Raw genomic sequence first — 14,446 nt, 5'->3', positions numbered from 1 at the left:
AAAGGGGAAATGGGATGCTCATCAAACGGGATTTTTATATCGACGGCAAATGGGTTCCTCCTCTGAAGGCTTGTGATTTCGACGTGATTAATCCAGCGACGGAGAAGCCGGTTGCCGTCATCTCGATGGGAACGCCTGGGGATATCGACCGGGCCGTGGCGGCAGCGAAGAAGGCGTTCGAGACCTATAGCCGGACATCCCTGGAGGAGCGGCTGGCGCTGTTGGAAAAACTGCTGGCGATTTATGAGCGGCGCTATGATGAAATGGCGCGGACCATCACGCTGGAACTCGGCGCGCCGATCACCATGAGTACCCAGCAGCAGGCCGATGTCGGCATCGGGCATCTTAAGGGTTTTATCGAGGCGCTGAAGAACTTGTCCACCCGCGAGAAGCTGCCGAACGGCGATATCGTCGTGCGCGAGCCGATCGGCGTGTGTGGGCTCATCACGCCGTGGAACTGGCCGATCAACCAGATCGCGCTGAAAGTGGTTCCGGCATTGGCGACGGGAAGCACCTGTGTGTTGAAGCCGAGCGAATTCACGCCGCTCAACGCAATGCTCTATGCGGAGATGATCGACGAGGCCGGGTTTCCCCGGGGGACTTTCAATCTGGTCAATGGCGATGGTTCGACCGTCGGCGCGGCTCTGTCGCGGCACAAGGACGTCGATATGATGTCGTTTACCGGCTCAACCCGCGCCGGTATTGCCGTCAGCAAGGACGCCGCCGATACGGTCAAGCGGGTGACGCTGGAGCTTGGTGGCAAATCGCCCAACATCGTCTTCGATGATGCCGATCTGGAGGACCGGGTGGCAAGCAGCGTGCTCGAATGCTTCAACAATAGCGGTCAGTCCTGCGATGCGCCGACGCGTATGCTCGTGCAGCGCCCGGTCTATGACAAGGTGGTCAAGATCGTCGAGGAGGCGGGCAGCAGGGCGCGGGTCGGCAATCCGGAAGAGGAGGGCGACCATATCGGCCCGCTCGTCAGCCATATCCAGTTCGACCGGGTGCAGAAATTGATCGAGGCGGGGATAGAAGACGGTGCTCGCGTCCTTGTCGGCGGCCCGGGCAAGCCTGAAGGCTTCGAAACAGGCTATTTCGTTCGCCCGACGGTTTTCGCCGACGTCCGCAACGACATGCGTATCGCCAGGGAGGAGGTCTTCGGCCCGGTCCTGGCGTTGATCCCGTTCGATACGGAGGAGGAGGCGATCGCCATTGCCAATGACACGCCTTACGGGCTCGCAGCCTATGTCCAGACGGGCGACACCGAACGCGCCGAAAGAGTGGCGTTAAGGCTGAAGGCGGGCATGGTGCATATCAATGGCGGCCCGCATCGTTATGGCAGCCCGTTCGGCGGTTACAAGCAGTCGGGCAATGGCCGCGAGGGTGGGAAATTCGGGCTTGAGGATTTCCTTGAGGTCAAGACCGTTCACCGGCCGTGACGGATTATTGGCCGATGGTCATCAACCGATCAGTTCCTCATCGATTTCAATGAGATATGGCTTGCCGCTCGCCCTTGCCTGCAAGAGGGTGGCGGGAAGATCGTCGAGATGCGCAAGACGTTGCGCCTGGATGCCGTAGGCCTCGGCGATCTTGAGGTAATCCGGCGGCGTCGGGCGCACGCCGACGGGAACGATGGCGACGTCGCGCATGGCGCGCTCGATCTCCTGATAGCCGCGATTGTTCCAGACGATGAAGATGACCGGCGCATTTTCATCAACGGCCGCGCCGAGTTCTCCGAGCACGAACTGGAAGCCGCCGTCTCCGACGATGCAGATGGTCGATGTCTGCGGTTGGCCGAGAGCGGCGCCGATGGCTGCGGGCGGGCCGAAGCCCAGTGCGCCGAAGCCGGTGGCGGCGTTGAACCAGCCGCCGGCGCGGTCATGATCGTAATAGAGATTGCCGGAATAAATCGCCTGGGTGGAATCGCCGATAATGAGTGAATTGGGCAGCGTATCGCGCAAAATATCGAGGAAATGCACATGGCTTTGGATCCTCGGTCCAATTTCCGCCCATGCGGCATCCCGGGTTGCCTGGGCACGCCTCGCGCCCGAGCCGGCGTTGCGCCGCTCGGGGAGACGCGCGGCGAGTGCCGTCACGGCCTCATTCGCGGATGCCTGGATCGGCATGAAGGCGGCATGGCGGCCGAGTTGATCCGCGTCGATATCGATACGGACGAGGCGCTGCAATTTGGGAAAGCCGCTATCGCCGTACATATCGTAATCGGTCGGTCCCATCTCGGTGCCGATGGCGATCACGAGATCACTGTCCGACAACAGTTTCCTGGCAGATTTCAGGCTAGGGCTGGCCGGAACGAGCAGCGGGTGTGCGTGCAGGATGCCGCGCGCGTTGGTCGTTGCCACGACAGGCGCGTCGAGCTTCTCCGCGAGATCCTTCAGGCTCTCCGTCGCATTATTCTTTGCGCCGCCGCCGATCAGTATGACCGGGCGCTCGGCCGTAAGACAGAGTTCGGTCAGTTCCGCCAGCGTTTCCGGTGATACCTGGGGAAATTGCGCGCTATCCGGCAATCGGCGTGCATCCGCCAGAGGCTCCGCCATGACATCGAGCGGGATTTCGATATGGACAGGCCCCGACCTGCGGGACGAGAAGAGGGCGAATGCCTGCGCCAGGACACCCGGCAGTTCATCGGGATTCTCGATCCGGTGCGAAAACATCGCGACAGTCCGCATCATAGCGCGCTGGTCGGGCAGTTCATGCAAAAAGCCCATGCCCTTGCCGAGCGTGTGGCGCTCATTGACGCCCGAGATGATCAGCATCGGAATGGAATCGGCGCGGGCCTGGCCCATGGCGGTGATGGTATTTGTAATACCAGGTCCGGTAATGACGAAGGCCACGCCCGGCTTGCCCGTGGCGCGGGCATAGCCATCGGCCATGAAGCCCGCGCCCTGTTCGTGGCGCGGGGTTATGTGGCGGATCTTCGAGGCGGCGAGACCGCGATAGAGCTCGATCGTGTGGACGCCGGGGATGCCGAAAACAGTGTCGACATCATAGGTCTCGAGCAGATGAACGAGGGCCTCGCCTGTCGTGGTCATCCGTATTTCCGTGGCTGGAGGCGGGATGCGAGACGCACGATGCCGGCGCAGGCCGCATCGATCTTGTCGTCGGCGACGCTGAGGCTGAGCCTGAGATAGCCGGACAGGTTCTTTCCGAAGGATTCGCCCGGCATGACCGCCACGTGCTCTTCCTCCAGGAGACGCATGGCGAATTCATTGCCGCTCAGGCCTGTCGCGCGAATATCGGCAAGAATGAACATGCCCGCCTGCGGCACCTTGCTGAGGATGCCCGCGATGCCGTCGAGCCGTTCGGAAATGCGCTCTGCGCGGCGCAGATAGTTCTCGCGCATGGTGGCCGCCGCCGCTGAGGGACGGCCAAGCGCATAGGCTGTCATATCGGCGATGAAAGGCTGCACGCCGAACAGCATGGATTCCGAGAGCGGCAGCAGACGCTGGGTAAACTCCTTCGGCCCGACGCACCAACCGCTCCGGAAGCCCGGCGCGGCATGGGATTTGGAGATCGAGGACACGGCGATGGTACGGTCGGCCAATTCAGGGAGATCGAGCGGCGACGTGAACGTGCCGCCGAAGATCAAGAGTTCGTACACCTCGTCGGAAACGATCCAGAGATCGTGCTTCCGGCAGACTTCGCCGATATCCGCCAGTTCTTCCTTGCTGAGCACGGCGCCGGTCGGATTGTGCGGCGTGTTGAGAAGCAGCACTTTCGCTTTCGGCGTGATGATCTTTTCCAGATCGGCGGCCTGCATGCGGAAGCCCTTTTCCGGATGCAGCGGCACGGAAACACGGGTGGCTCCCGTGGCGCGGATAACGCCGTCATAGGTGGCGTAGAGCGGATCTCCGGTGATGATTTCATCGCCGTCTTCGGCAAGCCCGAGCATGACCATGGACAATGCCGTCTGCGTTCCGGGAAAGCACATGATGTTGTCGGCGGTGATCGGCCTGCCGGTCCGCTCGCTGTATTTGGCGGCAAGGGCGGCGAGAACGCCGGGCTCGCCGCGCCCATTCGAATAGCCGGTCCGCCCGGTACGCATCGCCTTGTCGGCGACATCGATCATGTCGGAGGGCGTGGGGATATCGGGTTCGCCGATCGTCAGCTCGATGATTTCGGCCCCAGCCCGCCGCATCTCGCGCGCACGCAGGTGGACGGCCCATTTATCTGATCCCAACCCGGCCAGGCGGTCGGTAACGGATGCATAGCGCATTATGCTGCGCCTCCTTCTGATTGCAGAGAAATTCCCAGAACCGCCTCGATAGCCGAAACGCCCGTTTCCGCCAACTCACCTTTGGCGAACTCATCGGCCGCGAGGCAGCCTTCCAGCCATAGACCATCGATGATCGCATTGATCGCGATGGCATGGCGGCGGGTGTGGTGCGGTTCAGCAGGCCTGCCGGCGGCGAGCAATGCCTGGCGAATGAGGATCTCGAGTTCGTCGCGAAAGCCGAGATAGCCCTCGCGATGCACAGTAGCCATGGCCGGGTCGGCATGGACGAGCGCGATGAAACCTGCCCAAAGCGAGAGGTTGCGTGGGTCCATGATGGGCGCGCCGAGATTGGCGGTCACGAACGCGGAAAGCCGCGCACGCGCATCGTCGGGTGCGTTTTCCAGGGCCGCGCTTGCCTGAACCGTCATGCGGTCCATGACGGTCCGGTAGGCAGCGCCGATCAGATCATCCTTGGTGGGAAAATAATAGCGGATCAGACCGGGGGTTACGTCGGCGCGCAGGGCGATCTCGCGCACGGTCGCACCCACGAGCCCTCGTTCGGCAACGCATTCCAGCGTCGCCGCGATCAGGTCCTCGCGCCGCTTGTCCTCGCCCTCGCGGCGGAAGCTCTTGCGCGTGGCGATCTGTTCCGTCATTGCCGCCAGACCGGCCGCGTCAGGCAGGTCGGGCCGCCCTCGCAGGCTATGCACAACGCATCCGCCTCAAAAGTCGAGACCTTGCATCCCGCGGCCTCCATGGCGGCCTTCGTTCCCTCGAAACCGGCAACGGCAATGATTTCATAGGGGCTGGTGGGCAGTACATTCAAATTGAGCCCGTTGCTGGCGGCGAATTCGTCTTCCGGCGCCGCAACCAGGCGAATGCCCCGTTCCTTCAACAATTGATAGAAGGCGGCGGGGAGGAGGGGCATGTGGACCAGCGCCAGCTTTTCCGCCAGGGGGGAAATAATCGACATGAGATGCAGGCAGGCGTCTTCGCCATGCCAGAGCGGCAGGTCGAAACCAAGGACCGTGACGCCGAGCGGCTCCAGGATCGCAGCCAGTTGTTCGATTCCGGTCTGGTTGGTGCGCACGCCGCGCCCCACCGCCAGGGTCTTGTCATCTACCCAGACGCAATCGCCGCCTTCGACCGTTCCCGGCGCTTCGATGCGGCCGAGGATTGGAACATCCATCTGTCTGTAGGTTTCGTGATGCAGTTCAGGCTCCTCCTCGCGCAAGCGCTTGCCCATGCGCAGGAGGATCGCTCCCTTATTGGTGACCAGGGACGGATCATGGGTGAATATCGAATCGGCGAGACCATCATTCCCGTCGCGAATCCAGGTGATCTCCGCACCGGAGCGCGCAACGAGATCGGCAAAGACGCTATGTTGCTGCGACGCTTTCTGCGGATTGAACTGGGGGCCATAGTGCCAGATATCGGGCTCCGCCCCCGCCATGACGCGGTCCGGCAGGCGCATGATGACGCGTTTGAGGGGGAGGGCCATCGATTGTGAACCGAATGCGGTCATGCTTTTGCGCTCGCTTGAAAAATTTACACTGGGAGTATTTATACGCTTGCATAATTACAGCGCAAGTGGTGTGATGAGCCTAATTTGGGCAGTTCAGACCCATGGTGAGAAAAGAGGCGGATCGAGTGATTTGATGAGCAATCGTGCGGAACCACGATATATGGATGGCATGGAATGACTGCGCCTTTGGCCACAGCCGTTTCGGCGGATCCTCTCCATCCGGTGACGAGCGAGCAGGCCGAAGCCATCCATGTCCGGGACCTGCACAAATGTTTCGGCGAGCTCGAAGTTCTCAAGGGTGTTTCGCTGACCGCGCGAGACGGTGATGTGGTTGCGCTGATCGGCGGCAGCGGGTCGGGGAAGTCCACCTTTCTCAGATGCATCAATTTCCTAGAAAATCCGACCAGTGGCGTCATCCGCATCAATGGCGAGGATGTGCGGATGATCAGCGATGGCCATGGCGGGCAATATCCGGCCGACCGTCGCCAGATCGAGCGCATCCGCAGCCGCCTTGGCATGGTCTTCCAGAATTTCAATCTCTGGCAGCATATGACGCTGATCCAGAACGTCATCGAAGTGCCCATTCATGTTCTCGGCGTAAAGCGCGACGAGGCGATCGCGATTGGCGAGCAACTGCTTGAGCGGGTTGGGCTTTCCGAAAAACGCGATGTCTATCCTGCCTATCTCTCCGGCGGCCAGCAGCAGCGGGGCGCCATCGCGCGGGCGCTCGCCATCCAGCCGCGTGTCATGCTGTTCGATGAACCGACGTCGGCGCTCGATCCGGAACTCGTGGGCGAGGTTCTGAAGGTGATCGCCGATCTCGCGAAAGAGGGGCGCACGATGCTGCTCGTCACCCACGAGATGAAGTTCGCCCGCGAAGTGGCGAGCCATGTGATGTATCTGCACAACGGCGTCGTCGAGGAAGAGGGGCGGCCGGAAACAGTGTTCGGATCGCCGAAATCCGAACGTTTGAAGCAGTTTATTCGCAGTGTTTCTTGAAAAAACGGGGAGAAAATCCCGGGGAACGAAGGAAAAATGGAGATGAAAATGAAGGCTTTTCTGAAAACGGCCGTAACCGCCGTTACGCTGATCATGGCTGGAATGGGAACCGCAAGCGCCGAAACGATCAAGGTCGGTATCGCCGCCGAACCCTATCCGCCATTCGCCTCGCCGGATGCATCGGGCAAATGGAATGGCTGGGAAGTCGAGATCGCCATGGCGATCTGCGAACAGGCGAAGCTCGATTGCGTTATCACGCCGGTTGCCTGGGACGGCATCATTCCGGCGCTCACGACCAAGAAGATCGACATCATCACGGCCTCCATGTCGATAACCGACGAACGCAAGAAGACGATCGATTTTTCCGACAAGTATTACAACACGCCGACGGTCATCCTCGGCTCCAAGGACGTGAAGATGGATGCGACGCCGGAGGGCATGAAGGGCAAGGTGCTCGGCGTGCAGGTTTCGACGATTCATCAGGTCTATGCCAAGAAGCATTTCGCGGACACGGCCGCCGAAATCAAGGAATACCAGACCCAGGACGAGGCTAATCAGGATCTGGCTGCCGGGCGCATCGATGCGACGCAGGCGGATTCGCTGGCGCTGGAAACCTTCGCTGCGACCGATGCGGGGAAATGTTGCGAGATCAAGGGCACGGTGGCCGATGATATCGAAGTCCTCGGACCAGGCGTCGGCGTGGGCATGCGCAAGGGAGAAGACCAGTTAAGGGAAAAGATCAACGCCGCCATCAAGGACATCCGTGCAAACGGAAAATATGACGAGATATCGAAGAAGTATTTCACCTTCGATATCTATGGCGGCTGAGATGAGCCGGAGGAGCGACACGCTTCCTCCGGCATTTCATCATCTGGCGTCCATTCATAACCCGTAAAGCGAGAACGGCTTGGCCGACGCATCGATTTTTCCCGCCGCCATCTCCGGTATGTTCGAGCTTCTTTCGCCGGTACCGCCGGGCTGGGGCGGCAATCTGCTGCGTGGGCTGGCGAATTCGCTGCAGATCGCATTTGGCGCGTTCGGTCTTGGGCTGCTGATCGGCACATTGGGCGCGTATGGCAAGCTCTATGGCGGGCCGGTCATTCGCGATATCCTGGCGATCTACACCACCATCGTGCGCGCTGTTCCCGAACTCGTGCTGATCCTGCTGCTCTATTATGCGGGGACCGACCTGATCAATCGCGTTCTGGAGGCCATGGGCTATGCGCCCGTCAATATCAGCGGTCTGGTGGCGGGTATCGTCGTGCTCGGCTTCGTGCAGGGCGCCTACGGAACCGAAGTGTTGCGCGGCGCGATAAAGGCGATCCCGCAGGGCGAAATCGAGGCTGCGCGCGCCTATGGCATGTCACCCGGCGTGATGATGCGGCGCATCATCCTGCCCGCCATGCTGCCCCATGCATTGCCGGGGCTCGCCAATCTCTGGCTGATCGCGACCAAGGACACGGCCTTGCTCGCCGTTGTCGGCTTCAGCGAATTGACGCTTGAAACCCGGCAGGCGGCGGGCGCGACCAAGGCCTATTTCCTGTTCTACATGGCGGCTGGAGTACTCTATCTGCTGGTCACTCTCTCTTCCAATGCGATCATCGGCAGGGTGGAAATATGGGCGCGCCGCGGCATGCCGTCGATCAGGGAGGCCTGAGGGAGATATGAGGATGACCGAGACGGCGGTTCAAACCTTTCGCATCGCGCCCAAGCAGAATGGAGACACGGAGGCTCGCCGTCTCGCGCCACATCGCATCGTGCTGGCGCTGATCGGGCTCGGGCTGGTTGCCGCCTCGATCTTCTTTCTCAGATGGGACTGGCTGCCCAACTATTACGGCCTGATCGCGCAGGGCCTGTGGCGCACGATCTGGATCCTCGCGGTGACGTGCGTCCTCGGTTTCCTGCTGGCGGTGCCGCTCGGACTGGCGCAGGCGGCGGGGCCTGCCATTGTCGCAGTGCCGGCGCGCGCCTTTTGCACAATCATTCGTGGCACGCCGCTGCTGTTGCAGCTCTGGCTGCTCTATTACGGGCTCGGCTCGCTGTTCCCGCAATATCCCTGGATACGCGAATCGGAACTGTGGCCCTATCTGCGCCAAGCCTGGCCTTATGCAGTGCTGGCCCTGACGCTGTCCTATGCCGGGTACGAGGGTGAGGTGATGCGTGGGGCGTTTGCCGGCGTGCCGAAAGGGCAATTGGAGGCGGCACGTGCCTTCGGCATGCGGCGCTTTACGATTTTGCGGCGGATATGGCTGCCGCAGGCGATCCATCGGGCCTTGCCGACACTGGCGGGCGAGGCGGTGCTGCAATTGAAGGCGACGCCGCTTGTCGCGACGATCACCGTGATCGATCTCTACGCGGTGGCGTCACGCGTGCGGCAGGATATGTTCATCACCTATGAGCCACTGCTGCTGCTCGCCGCCTTCTATCTCGTCATCACCGGCGTCATTGTTTTCCTGTTCCGCCGGCTGGAGAGGTTGATCCCGTCGAAGCTGGGGTGAAGATCAGAGCGGTTCATTTTTAAATAGAAACGCTGGCGGGACAGCGCCCCCCTCTGCCCTGCCGGACATCTCCCCCGCAAGGGGGGAGATTGGCTGTTCTCATGACGGTTCACTATTCTGCGACGCTGGCGATTGGCTGGACAGCCGTGAAGGCCAATCTCCCCCCTTGCGGGGGAGATGCCCGGCAGGGCAGAGGGGGGCGCCTCGCGATTCCATCAAAACCGTTCTAGAAAACAGGCCAGCCGTTCAGCCCAAGCGCCTGAACCGCCTCGCAAATGCGGCGGAAGCTTGCGCCTGCACGTTCGACGCTGTGGCGTGCGCGGAGATAGCCATGGACGAGGCCCTGCTCGTTTCTCCACAAGGCTTTGCCGCCCGCGGCGACGATCCGGTCGCAATAGTGCCGCCCGTCATCGGAAAGCGGGTCGCATTCGGCGGATATGACGATGGTGGCGGGGAGGTTGGAAAAATCAGGATCGGAAAGCGGCGCGAAGCGGGGATCGTTCGACCAGTCACGGCCGCCGCTCCTGATTTGCGCATAATATTGCACATCGCCGGTCGTGAGCATGGGCGCTTGCCCATGCGCGAGGTAGGAGCCCTCATCCATCCTGCCGCCCAATCCCGGATAGATCAGAACCTGACCGACGGGCGCGCGTTCGCCGCAGCGTGTATGATGCGTGACGGAAGCGGCAAGATTGCCGCCGGCGCTATCGCCGCTGAGCACGATCGGTAGATGCGACGCCGCAGCGATATGGTGGAAGACAGCAAGGCAATCCTCGAATGAAGCGGGATGCGGATGCTCCGGGGCGAGCCGGTAATCGACAGAGATAATGCGAAAGCCGGTCGCCTCGCACAGTTCGGCGCAGACATCGTCATGGCTGTGGAGCCCGCCGACGACAAAACCGCCGCCATGGAAATAGAGGCAAATGGCATCCGGCTCGATGGCTTTCTTGACATAGACCCTGATCGGAATGCGATGCATGCGGGCTTCGATAACGTATCGACGGAGACGATGCTGGCGGGCTTGCCTGCGTGAAACGCCTGGGCCATGCGGTCATAGATTTCGCGCTGCTGCTCAACCGTGAGGTTCACCGTGTCAGGTGGATAGAAACTGTGGGTGCGCTCGATAAACGCCCATGTTTCCCCGTCGATCAAACTGACATAGTCGGTGCTCATCTACCTTTCCACACGGGATCGCGCTTCTCAGCGAAGGCCTTGAAGCCTTCCTGACCGTCTTCGGATGCATAGAGAATATCGACGGTGCGGAATTTGCGCTTGGTGATCATGTTCATGGCCTGCTGGAAATTCATGTTCTCCGCTTCCCGCGCGACCTCCTTGATGGCGGCGAATACCAGTGGCGGGCCGCTTTCGAGCAGGCGGGCGATCTCCCAGACGCGGTCCATGAGCCTGTCCTTCGGCAGGATTTCGTTGACGAGACCCCAGCGATGCGCCTCGGCGGCATCCATCCAGCGGCCCGTAAAAAGCAGGTCCATGGCGACATGATAGGGGATGCGCTTCGGCAGCTTGACCGTCGCGGCATCGGCCAGCGTTCCCGCGCGGATTTCCGGCAGGGCGAAGGTGGAATGATCGGAGGCGTAAATCAGGTCGCAGGAAAGCGCCAGTTCGAACCCGCCGCCGACGGCCATGCCATTGACAGCGGCGATGACCGGCTTGTTGAGGTCGCGCAGCTCCTGCAATCCGCCGAAGCCGCCCACGCCGTAATCGCCATCGACCGCATCGCCGCCTGCCGCGGCCTTCAAGTCCCATCCGGCGCAGAAGAACTTGTCGCCCGCCGTCTGAACGATGGCGACGCGCAGATCGGGATCGTCGCGGAATGCCTGGAAGGTTTCGCCCATCAGCCGGCTGGTCTTCAGGTCGATGGCATTGGCCTTCGGCCGGTCCAGCGTGACTTCGAGAATACCGCCTTCGCGGCGCGTCCTGATCACGTCGCTCATTTCAGCTCTCCTTTGGTGACGAGCAGGGCATCGGCAATCCATGCGCCTTTTCCCTCGCCGCAGACAAGTAGCGGGTTGATATCGAGTTCCGAAATCCGCCCGGCATGCGCCACGGCGAAGGCGGCGATCGCATGAATGGCGTCCAGTGCTGCCTCCAGGTCCGCCTTCGGCCTGCCGCGATAGCCGTCGAGCAGGGGGAACATCCGGAGGGAACGCAACGCGGCCTCGATGTCGTCACGGCTCGAAGGCAGGAGGACGGTTACGGTATCCTGCAACAGTTCCACGAGAACGCCGCCTGTCCCGAGTGTCATGACGGGTCCGAATTGCGGGTCGTCGACGATGCCGACCAGCAATTCGCAAACCGTTCCGGTGACCATCCGTTCGACATAGAGGCCGGAACCGAGATGCACGAGTTCGCCGGCTGCCGACCGGATCGCTCCAGCATCGTCCAGACCGAGTCGCACGGCATTCATCTCGGATTTATGGGCGACGCCCAACGCTTTCAGCGCGACGGGATAGCCGAGGCTTTCGGCGGCGGCCACGGCCTCATCGGCATTCACGCAGCTTCTGCCTGCCGGGACCGGCAAGCCATGGCGGCGAAGAAGGGATTTCGCCTGCGCTTCGTCCACCGTTTGCTGATCTGCATCAATCTTTGCCATTGGGCAGGCAACAGGCGGGGCAAGCGGCTTTTTCCACGCCTCGCCGATGAAGGCTGCGGCTTGCGCGGCGTCGAAGGCCTCGGTGATGCCGCAGAGGGGGGCGATGCCGCGCGCCATCAGATCCGCCATATAATCCTCGGGAATATTCTCCGACAGCGAGGCGATCATGGCGCCTTTGGCCCTGTTAGCCTTCAGCGCGGCTTCGAAGCCACGCACCGTCGCCCACCAGTCGACATCCGAACAACGATCCCTGCGCGGGAAATCGATGACGAGGCAGTTGAGCGAAAAGCCGCCGGAAACCATGGCGGTGAATGTCCGCGTCAGCGCCGGCTCATCGTTCCAGATGAAGGTGTGATAGTCGAGCGGGTTGGCAACGGCGACCAGCGGCCCGAGCGTCGATTTGACATGGGCGCGATGTTCTGGCGTCAGCGGCGGGAATTCGACGGTCCTGCCTTCAGCGGCATCGGCCATGACGGACGCCTCGCCGCCGGAACAGCTCATCGATGAGAGCGTATTGCCGTCGAGAGGTCCATGCACATGAAGGAGCTTCAGCGTTTCAAGGAAGGATGAAATCGAATTGACGCGGGCGATGCCAAGCCTTTTCAGGAAGGCGTCGGATGCGGCGTCCGATCCTGCCAGCGAGGCTGTGTGCGAGACGGTTGCCGCTTGCGCCTGGGCTGAGCGGCCAACCTTCATGGCGACGATGGGTTTTTGCAGCTCGCGGGCGCGTTTCGCCAGCGCCTCGAAACTGGATGCCGACTGGAAGGCTTCGATATGGAGGCCTAGCGCCGTCACGCGTTCATCCTCGATCAGCGCGATGGCCATGTCGGGCAGGCCGGTCTGCGCCTGGTTGCCCGCCGTCATGATATGGGCGATCGGCAGGCCGCGCGTCTGCATCGTCATGTTGATGGCGATGTTGGAGGATTGGGTGATGATGGCGACGCCCTTCTCGTCAGGTGAAAGCCGCCGCCCGCCATGCTGGTCAGGCCAGAGCAGCGCGCCGTCGCAATAGTTGATGAGGCCGTAGCAGTTCGGCCCGATGATCGGCATGTCGCCTGCGGCTTCGACAAGCTCGTCCTGCAGCCTCGCGCCGTCCGCATCGTCCGCGCCGGCTTCCAGAAAGCCCGAGGCATAGCAGACGGCGACGCCCGCGCCTACTTCGCGCAGTTCGCGCACGATATCGAGAGTGAGGAAGCGGTTGACGCCGACGAAGGCGGCGTCAGGGCTGCCGGGCAGGTCGGCGACGGAGCGATAGGCCCTGAGGCCCAACACCTCGTCATGCCGGGGATGCACAGGCCAGATTTCACCTGAAAACCCCATTTTCTGCGATTGCTTTATGACTTCGGCGGCTTGCAGGCCGCCAAAGACGGCGATGGATTTCGGGCGAAGCAGACGGTCAAGCTTATGGGCCATCATGCACCGTGAGAGCGCAGCAGGGCGCGGGAGATGATGTGACGCTGGATCTCGGATGTACCTTCCCAGATGCGTTCGACGCGGGCGTCGCGCCAGATGCGCTCGAGCGGCAGATCGTCCATCAAGCCCATGCCGCCATGGATCTGGATCGCCTCATCGGCGACGAAGGCGAGAACTTCCGTTGCCTTGAGCTTGGCCATGGCCATGTCGGCATCCGTCACTGTACCCTGGTCGAATTTCCAGCCTGCCTCGAATGTCAGGAGGTCGGCGGCTTTCAACTCGGTTGCCATATCGGCGAGCTTGAAGGACACGCCCTGGAACTTGCCGATCTTTTGGCCGAACTGTTCGCGTTGCGCGGCATATTCGATGGCATGGGAAAGCGCGCGTTCGGCGCGGCCAAGGCAGGTGGCGGCCACCTGCAGGCGCGTCGCGCCGAGCCAGCTATTGGCCACCTCGAAGCCTTTATGCACCTCTCCGAGAATGGCGTCATGGGGCAAGCGGCAATCGTCGAACTCGATAATGGCGTTGGAATAGCCGCGATGCGAGACGTTGCGATAGCCTTCGCGGATCGTCATCCCGGGATGACCCTTGTCTACGAAGAAGGCGGTGATCTTCTTCTTTTTGCCGCGCGGGGTGTCCTCCTCGCCGGAGGCCACGAAAAGAATGACGAAATCGGCCTCCATCGCATGGCTGATGAAGTGCTTGGTGCCGTTGACGATCCAGTCGCCGCCTTTTTCCACGGCGGTCGCCTTCATGCCGCGCAGGTCGGAACCCGCGCTGGGCTCGGTCATGGCGAGACAATCGGATTTCTCGCCGCGAATGCAGGGATAGAGGTATTTTTCCTTTTGGGCATCCGTGCCCGCGAGAAGGATGTTGGAAGGCCGCCCCACGCAGGTCCAGTGGAGCGCGTAATTGGCGTGGCCGAGCTCCTTTTCGTAAAGCAACCAGGTGACCGTATCGAGGCCTGCGCCGCCGACCGATTCAGGCATATTGGCGGCATAGAGGCCCGATTCAATGGCCTTTTGCTTGATCTCGTCCACAAGTTCCGGGCGCAGGACGCCGGTGCGCTCGACTTCCGCTTCATGCGGATAAAGCTCGTTTTCGACAAAAGCCCTGGTTGTCTCGACGATCAGCCTCTGCTCTTCGCTCAGACCGAAATCCATGGC

At 61.5% G+C, this 14,446-nt stretch carries 13 protein-coding genes; 5 read left to right on the top strand and 8 right to left on the bottom strand.

The features are described 5' to 3' along the window. The first annotated feature begins 14 nt into the window (after positions 1-14). A complete protein-coding gene (locus DUT91_RS09520; RefSeq protein ID WP_114440111.1) occupies positions 15-1,439 on the top strand; it encodes an aldehyde dehydrogenase family protein in 1,425 nt (474 codons plus the stop codon). 21 nt (positions 1,440-1,460) lie between these two features. On the opposite strand, the gene DUT91_RS09515 is transcribed toward DUT91_RS09520, so the two are convergent. From DUT91_RS09515 to DUT91_RS09500, 4 genes are read right to left on the bottom strand one after another with little or no spacing between them, the layout of a single operon-like run. Then, positions 1,461-3,050 carry a 5-guanidino-2-oxopentanoate decarboxylase gene (locus tag DUT91_RS09515; RefSeq protein WP_114440110.1) on the bottom strand — a complete coding sequence of 530 codons (1,590 nt, stop codon included), beginning with the start codon at positions 3,048-3,050 and terminating at the stop codon, positions 1,461-1,463. Continuing rightward, entirely contained in the window at positions 3,047-4,234 is a 1,188-nt protein-coding gene (locus DUT91_RS09510) for a pyridoxal phosphate-dependent aminotransferase (RefSeq protein ID WP_114440109.1), read from the bottom strand. Before DUT91_RS09510 ends, DUT91_RS09515 begins: the two co-directional genes overlap by 4 nt. Further along, positions 4,234-4,890, bottom strand: a complete 657-nt coding sequence (locus DUT91_RS09505; protein WP_114440108.1) for a TetR/AcrR family transcriptional regulator — start codon at positions 4,888-4,890, stop codon at positions 4,234-4,236. The genes DUT91_RS09510 and DUT91_RS09505 overlap by 1 nt, the downstream gene beginning before the upstream one ends. After that, a complete protein-coding gene (locus tag DUT91_RS09500; protein ID WP_114440107.1) occupies positions 4,887-5,759 on the bottom strand; it encodes a dimethylarginine dimethylaminohydrolase family protein in 873 nt (290 codons plus the stop codon). The genes DUT91_RS09505 and DUT91_RS09500 overlap by 4 nt, the downstream gene beginning before the upstream one ends. Before the next feature lie 174 nt (positions 5,760-5,933). Between DUT91_RS09500 and DUT91_RS09495 the strand changes: the two genes are divergently transcribed. The 4 genes from DUT91_RS09495 to DUT91_RS09480 all read left to right on the top strand — a co-directional run bounded on the left by DUT91_RS09495 (position 5,934) and on the right by DUT91_RS09480 (position 9,256). Further along, positions 5,934-6,758: an ABC transporter ATP-binding protein gene (locus DUT91_RS09495; RefSeq protein ID WP_245419650.1), complete on the top strand. Its 825-nt coding sequence runs from the start codon at positions 5,934-5,936 to the stop codon at positions 6,756-6,758. 48 nt (positions 6,759-6,806) lie between these two features. Continuing rightward, positions 6,807-7,586 carry a transporter substrate-binding domain-containing protein gene (locus tag DUT91_RS09490; protein ID WP_114440206.1) on the top strand — a complete coding sequence of 260 codons (780 nt, stop codon included), beginning with the start codon at positions 6,807-6,809 and terminating at the stop codon, positions 7,584-7,586. 118 nt (positions 7,587-7,704) lie between these two features. Then, a complete protein-coding gene (locus DUT91_RS09485) occupies positions 7,705-8,415 on the top strand; it encodes an ABC transporter permease (protein ID WP_114440205.1) in 711 nt (236 codons plus the stop codon). Between the two features lie 13 nt (positions 8,416-8,428). Then, entirely contained in the window at positions 8,429-9,256 is an 828-nt protein-coding gene (locus tag DUT91_RS09480; RefSeq protein ID WP_114440106.1) for an ABC transporter permease, read from the top strand. 226 nt (positions 9,257-9,482) lie between these two features. Here the strand turns inward: DUT91_RS09480 and DUT91_RS09475 are convergent, their stop codons facing one another. The 4 genes from DUT91_RS09475 to DUT91_RS09460 all read right to left on the bottom strand — a co-directional run bounded on the left by DUT91_RS09475 (position 9,483) and on the right by DUT91_RS09460 (position 14,443). Continuing rightward, positions 9,483-10,235: an alpha/beta hydrolase gene (locus tag DUT91_RS09475; protein WP_342634447.1), complete on the bottom strand. Its 753-nt coding sequence runs from the start codon at positions 10,233-10,235 to the stop codon at positions 9,483-9,485. A 190-nt stretch (positions 10,236-10,425) separates the two neighbouring features. Further along, positions 10,426-11,208, bottom strand: coding sequence for a carnitinyl-CoA dehydratase (locus tag DUT91_RS09470; protein WP_114440105.1), 783 nt, complete (start codon positions 11,206-11,208; stop codon positions 10,426-10,428). After that, complete coding sequence (locus DUT91_RS09465) at positions 11,205-13,283, bottom strand: acetate--CoA ligase family protein (protein WP_114440104.1); 2,079 nt, start codon at positions 13,281-13,283, stop codon at positions 11,205-11,207. The genes DUT91_RS09470 and DUT91_RS09465 overlap by 4 nt, the downstream gene beginning before the upstream one ends. Next, positions 13,280-14,443, bottom strand: coding sequence for an acyl-CoA dehydrogenase family protein (locus DUT91_RS09460; RefSeq protein ID WP_114440103.1), 1,164 nt, complete (start codon positions 14,441-14,443; stop codon positions 13,280-13,282). The genes DUT91_RS09465 and DUT91_RS09460 overlap by 4 nt, the downstream gene beginning before the upstream one ends. Between the last annotated feature and the right edge of the window lie 3 nt (positions 14,444-14,446).

Origin of the sequence: Paramesorhizobium salinisoli, from assembly GCF_003335045.1 — a bacterium.
GTDB lineage: Bacteria > Pseudomonadota > Alphaproteobacteria > Rhizobiales > Rhizobiaceae > Paramesorhizobium > Paramesorhizobium salinisoli.
This window is presented reverse-complemented; position numbering and strand designations above follow the sequence as displayed.

Bases quoted from the DNA above. Each gene is read 5' to 3' on its own strand.
- DUT91_RS09465 (WP_114440104.1), bottom strand. From the start codon at position 13,283: ATGATGGCCCATAAGCTTGACCGTCTGCTTCGCCCGAAATCCATCGCC.
- DUT91_RS09500 (WP_114440107.1), bottom strand. From the start codon at position 5,759: ATGACCGCATTCGGTTCACAATCGATGGCCCTCCCCCTCAAACGCGTC.
- DUT91_RS09515 (WP_114440110.1), bottom strand. From the start codon at position 3,050: ATGACCACGACAGGCGAGGCCCTCGTTCATCTGCTCGAGACCTATGAT.
- DUT91_RS09520 (WP_114440111.1), top strand. From the start codon at position 15: ATGCTCATCAAACGGGATTTTTATATCGACGGCAAATGGGTTCCTCCT.
- DUT91_RS09505 (WP_114440108.1), bottom strand. From the start codon at position 4,890: ATGACGGAACAGATCGCCACGCGCAAGAGCTTCCGCCGCGAGGGCGAG.
- DUT91_RS09475 (WP_342634447.1), bottom strand. From the start codon at position 10,235: ATGCATCGCATTCCGATCAGGGTCTATGTCAAGAAAGCCATCGAGCCG.
- DUT91_RS09460 (WP_114440103.1), bottom strand. From the start codon at position 14,443: ATGGATTTCGGTCTGAGCGAAGAGCAGAGGCTGATCGTCGAGACAACC.
- DUT91_RS09480 (WP_114440106.1), top strand. From the start codon at position 8,429: ATGACCGAGACGGCGGTTCAAACCTTTCGCATCGCGCCCAAGCAGAAT.
- DUT91_RS09470 (WP_114440105.1), bottom strand. From the start codon at position 11,208: ATGAGCGACGTGATCAGGACGCGCCGCGAAGGCGGTATTCTCGAAGTC.
- DUT91_RS09485 (WP_114440205.1), top strand. From the start codon at position 7,705: ATGTTCGAGCTTCTTTCGCCGGTACCGCCGGGCTGGGGCGGCAATCTG.
- DUT91_RS09510 (WP_114440109.1), bottom strand. From the start codon at position 4,234: ATGCGCTATGCATCCGTTACCGACCGCCTGGCCGGGTTGGGATCAGAT.
- DUT91_RS09495 (WP_245419650.1), top strand. From the start codon at position 5,934: ATGACTGCGCCTTTGGCCACAGCCGTTTCGGCGGATCCTCTCCATCCG.
- DUT91_RS09490 (WP_114440206.1), top strand. From the start codon at position 6,807: ATGAAGGCTTTTCTGAAAACGGCCGTAACCGCCGTTACGCTGATCATG.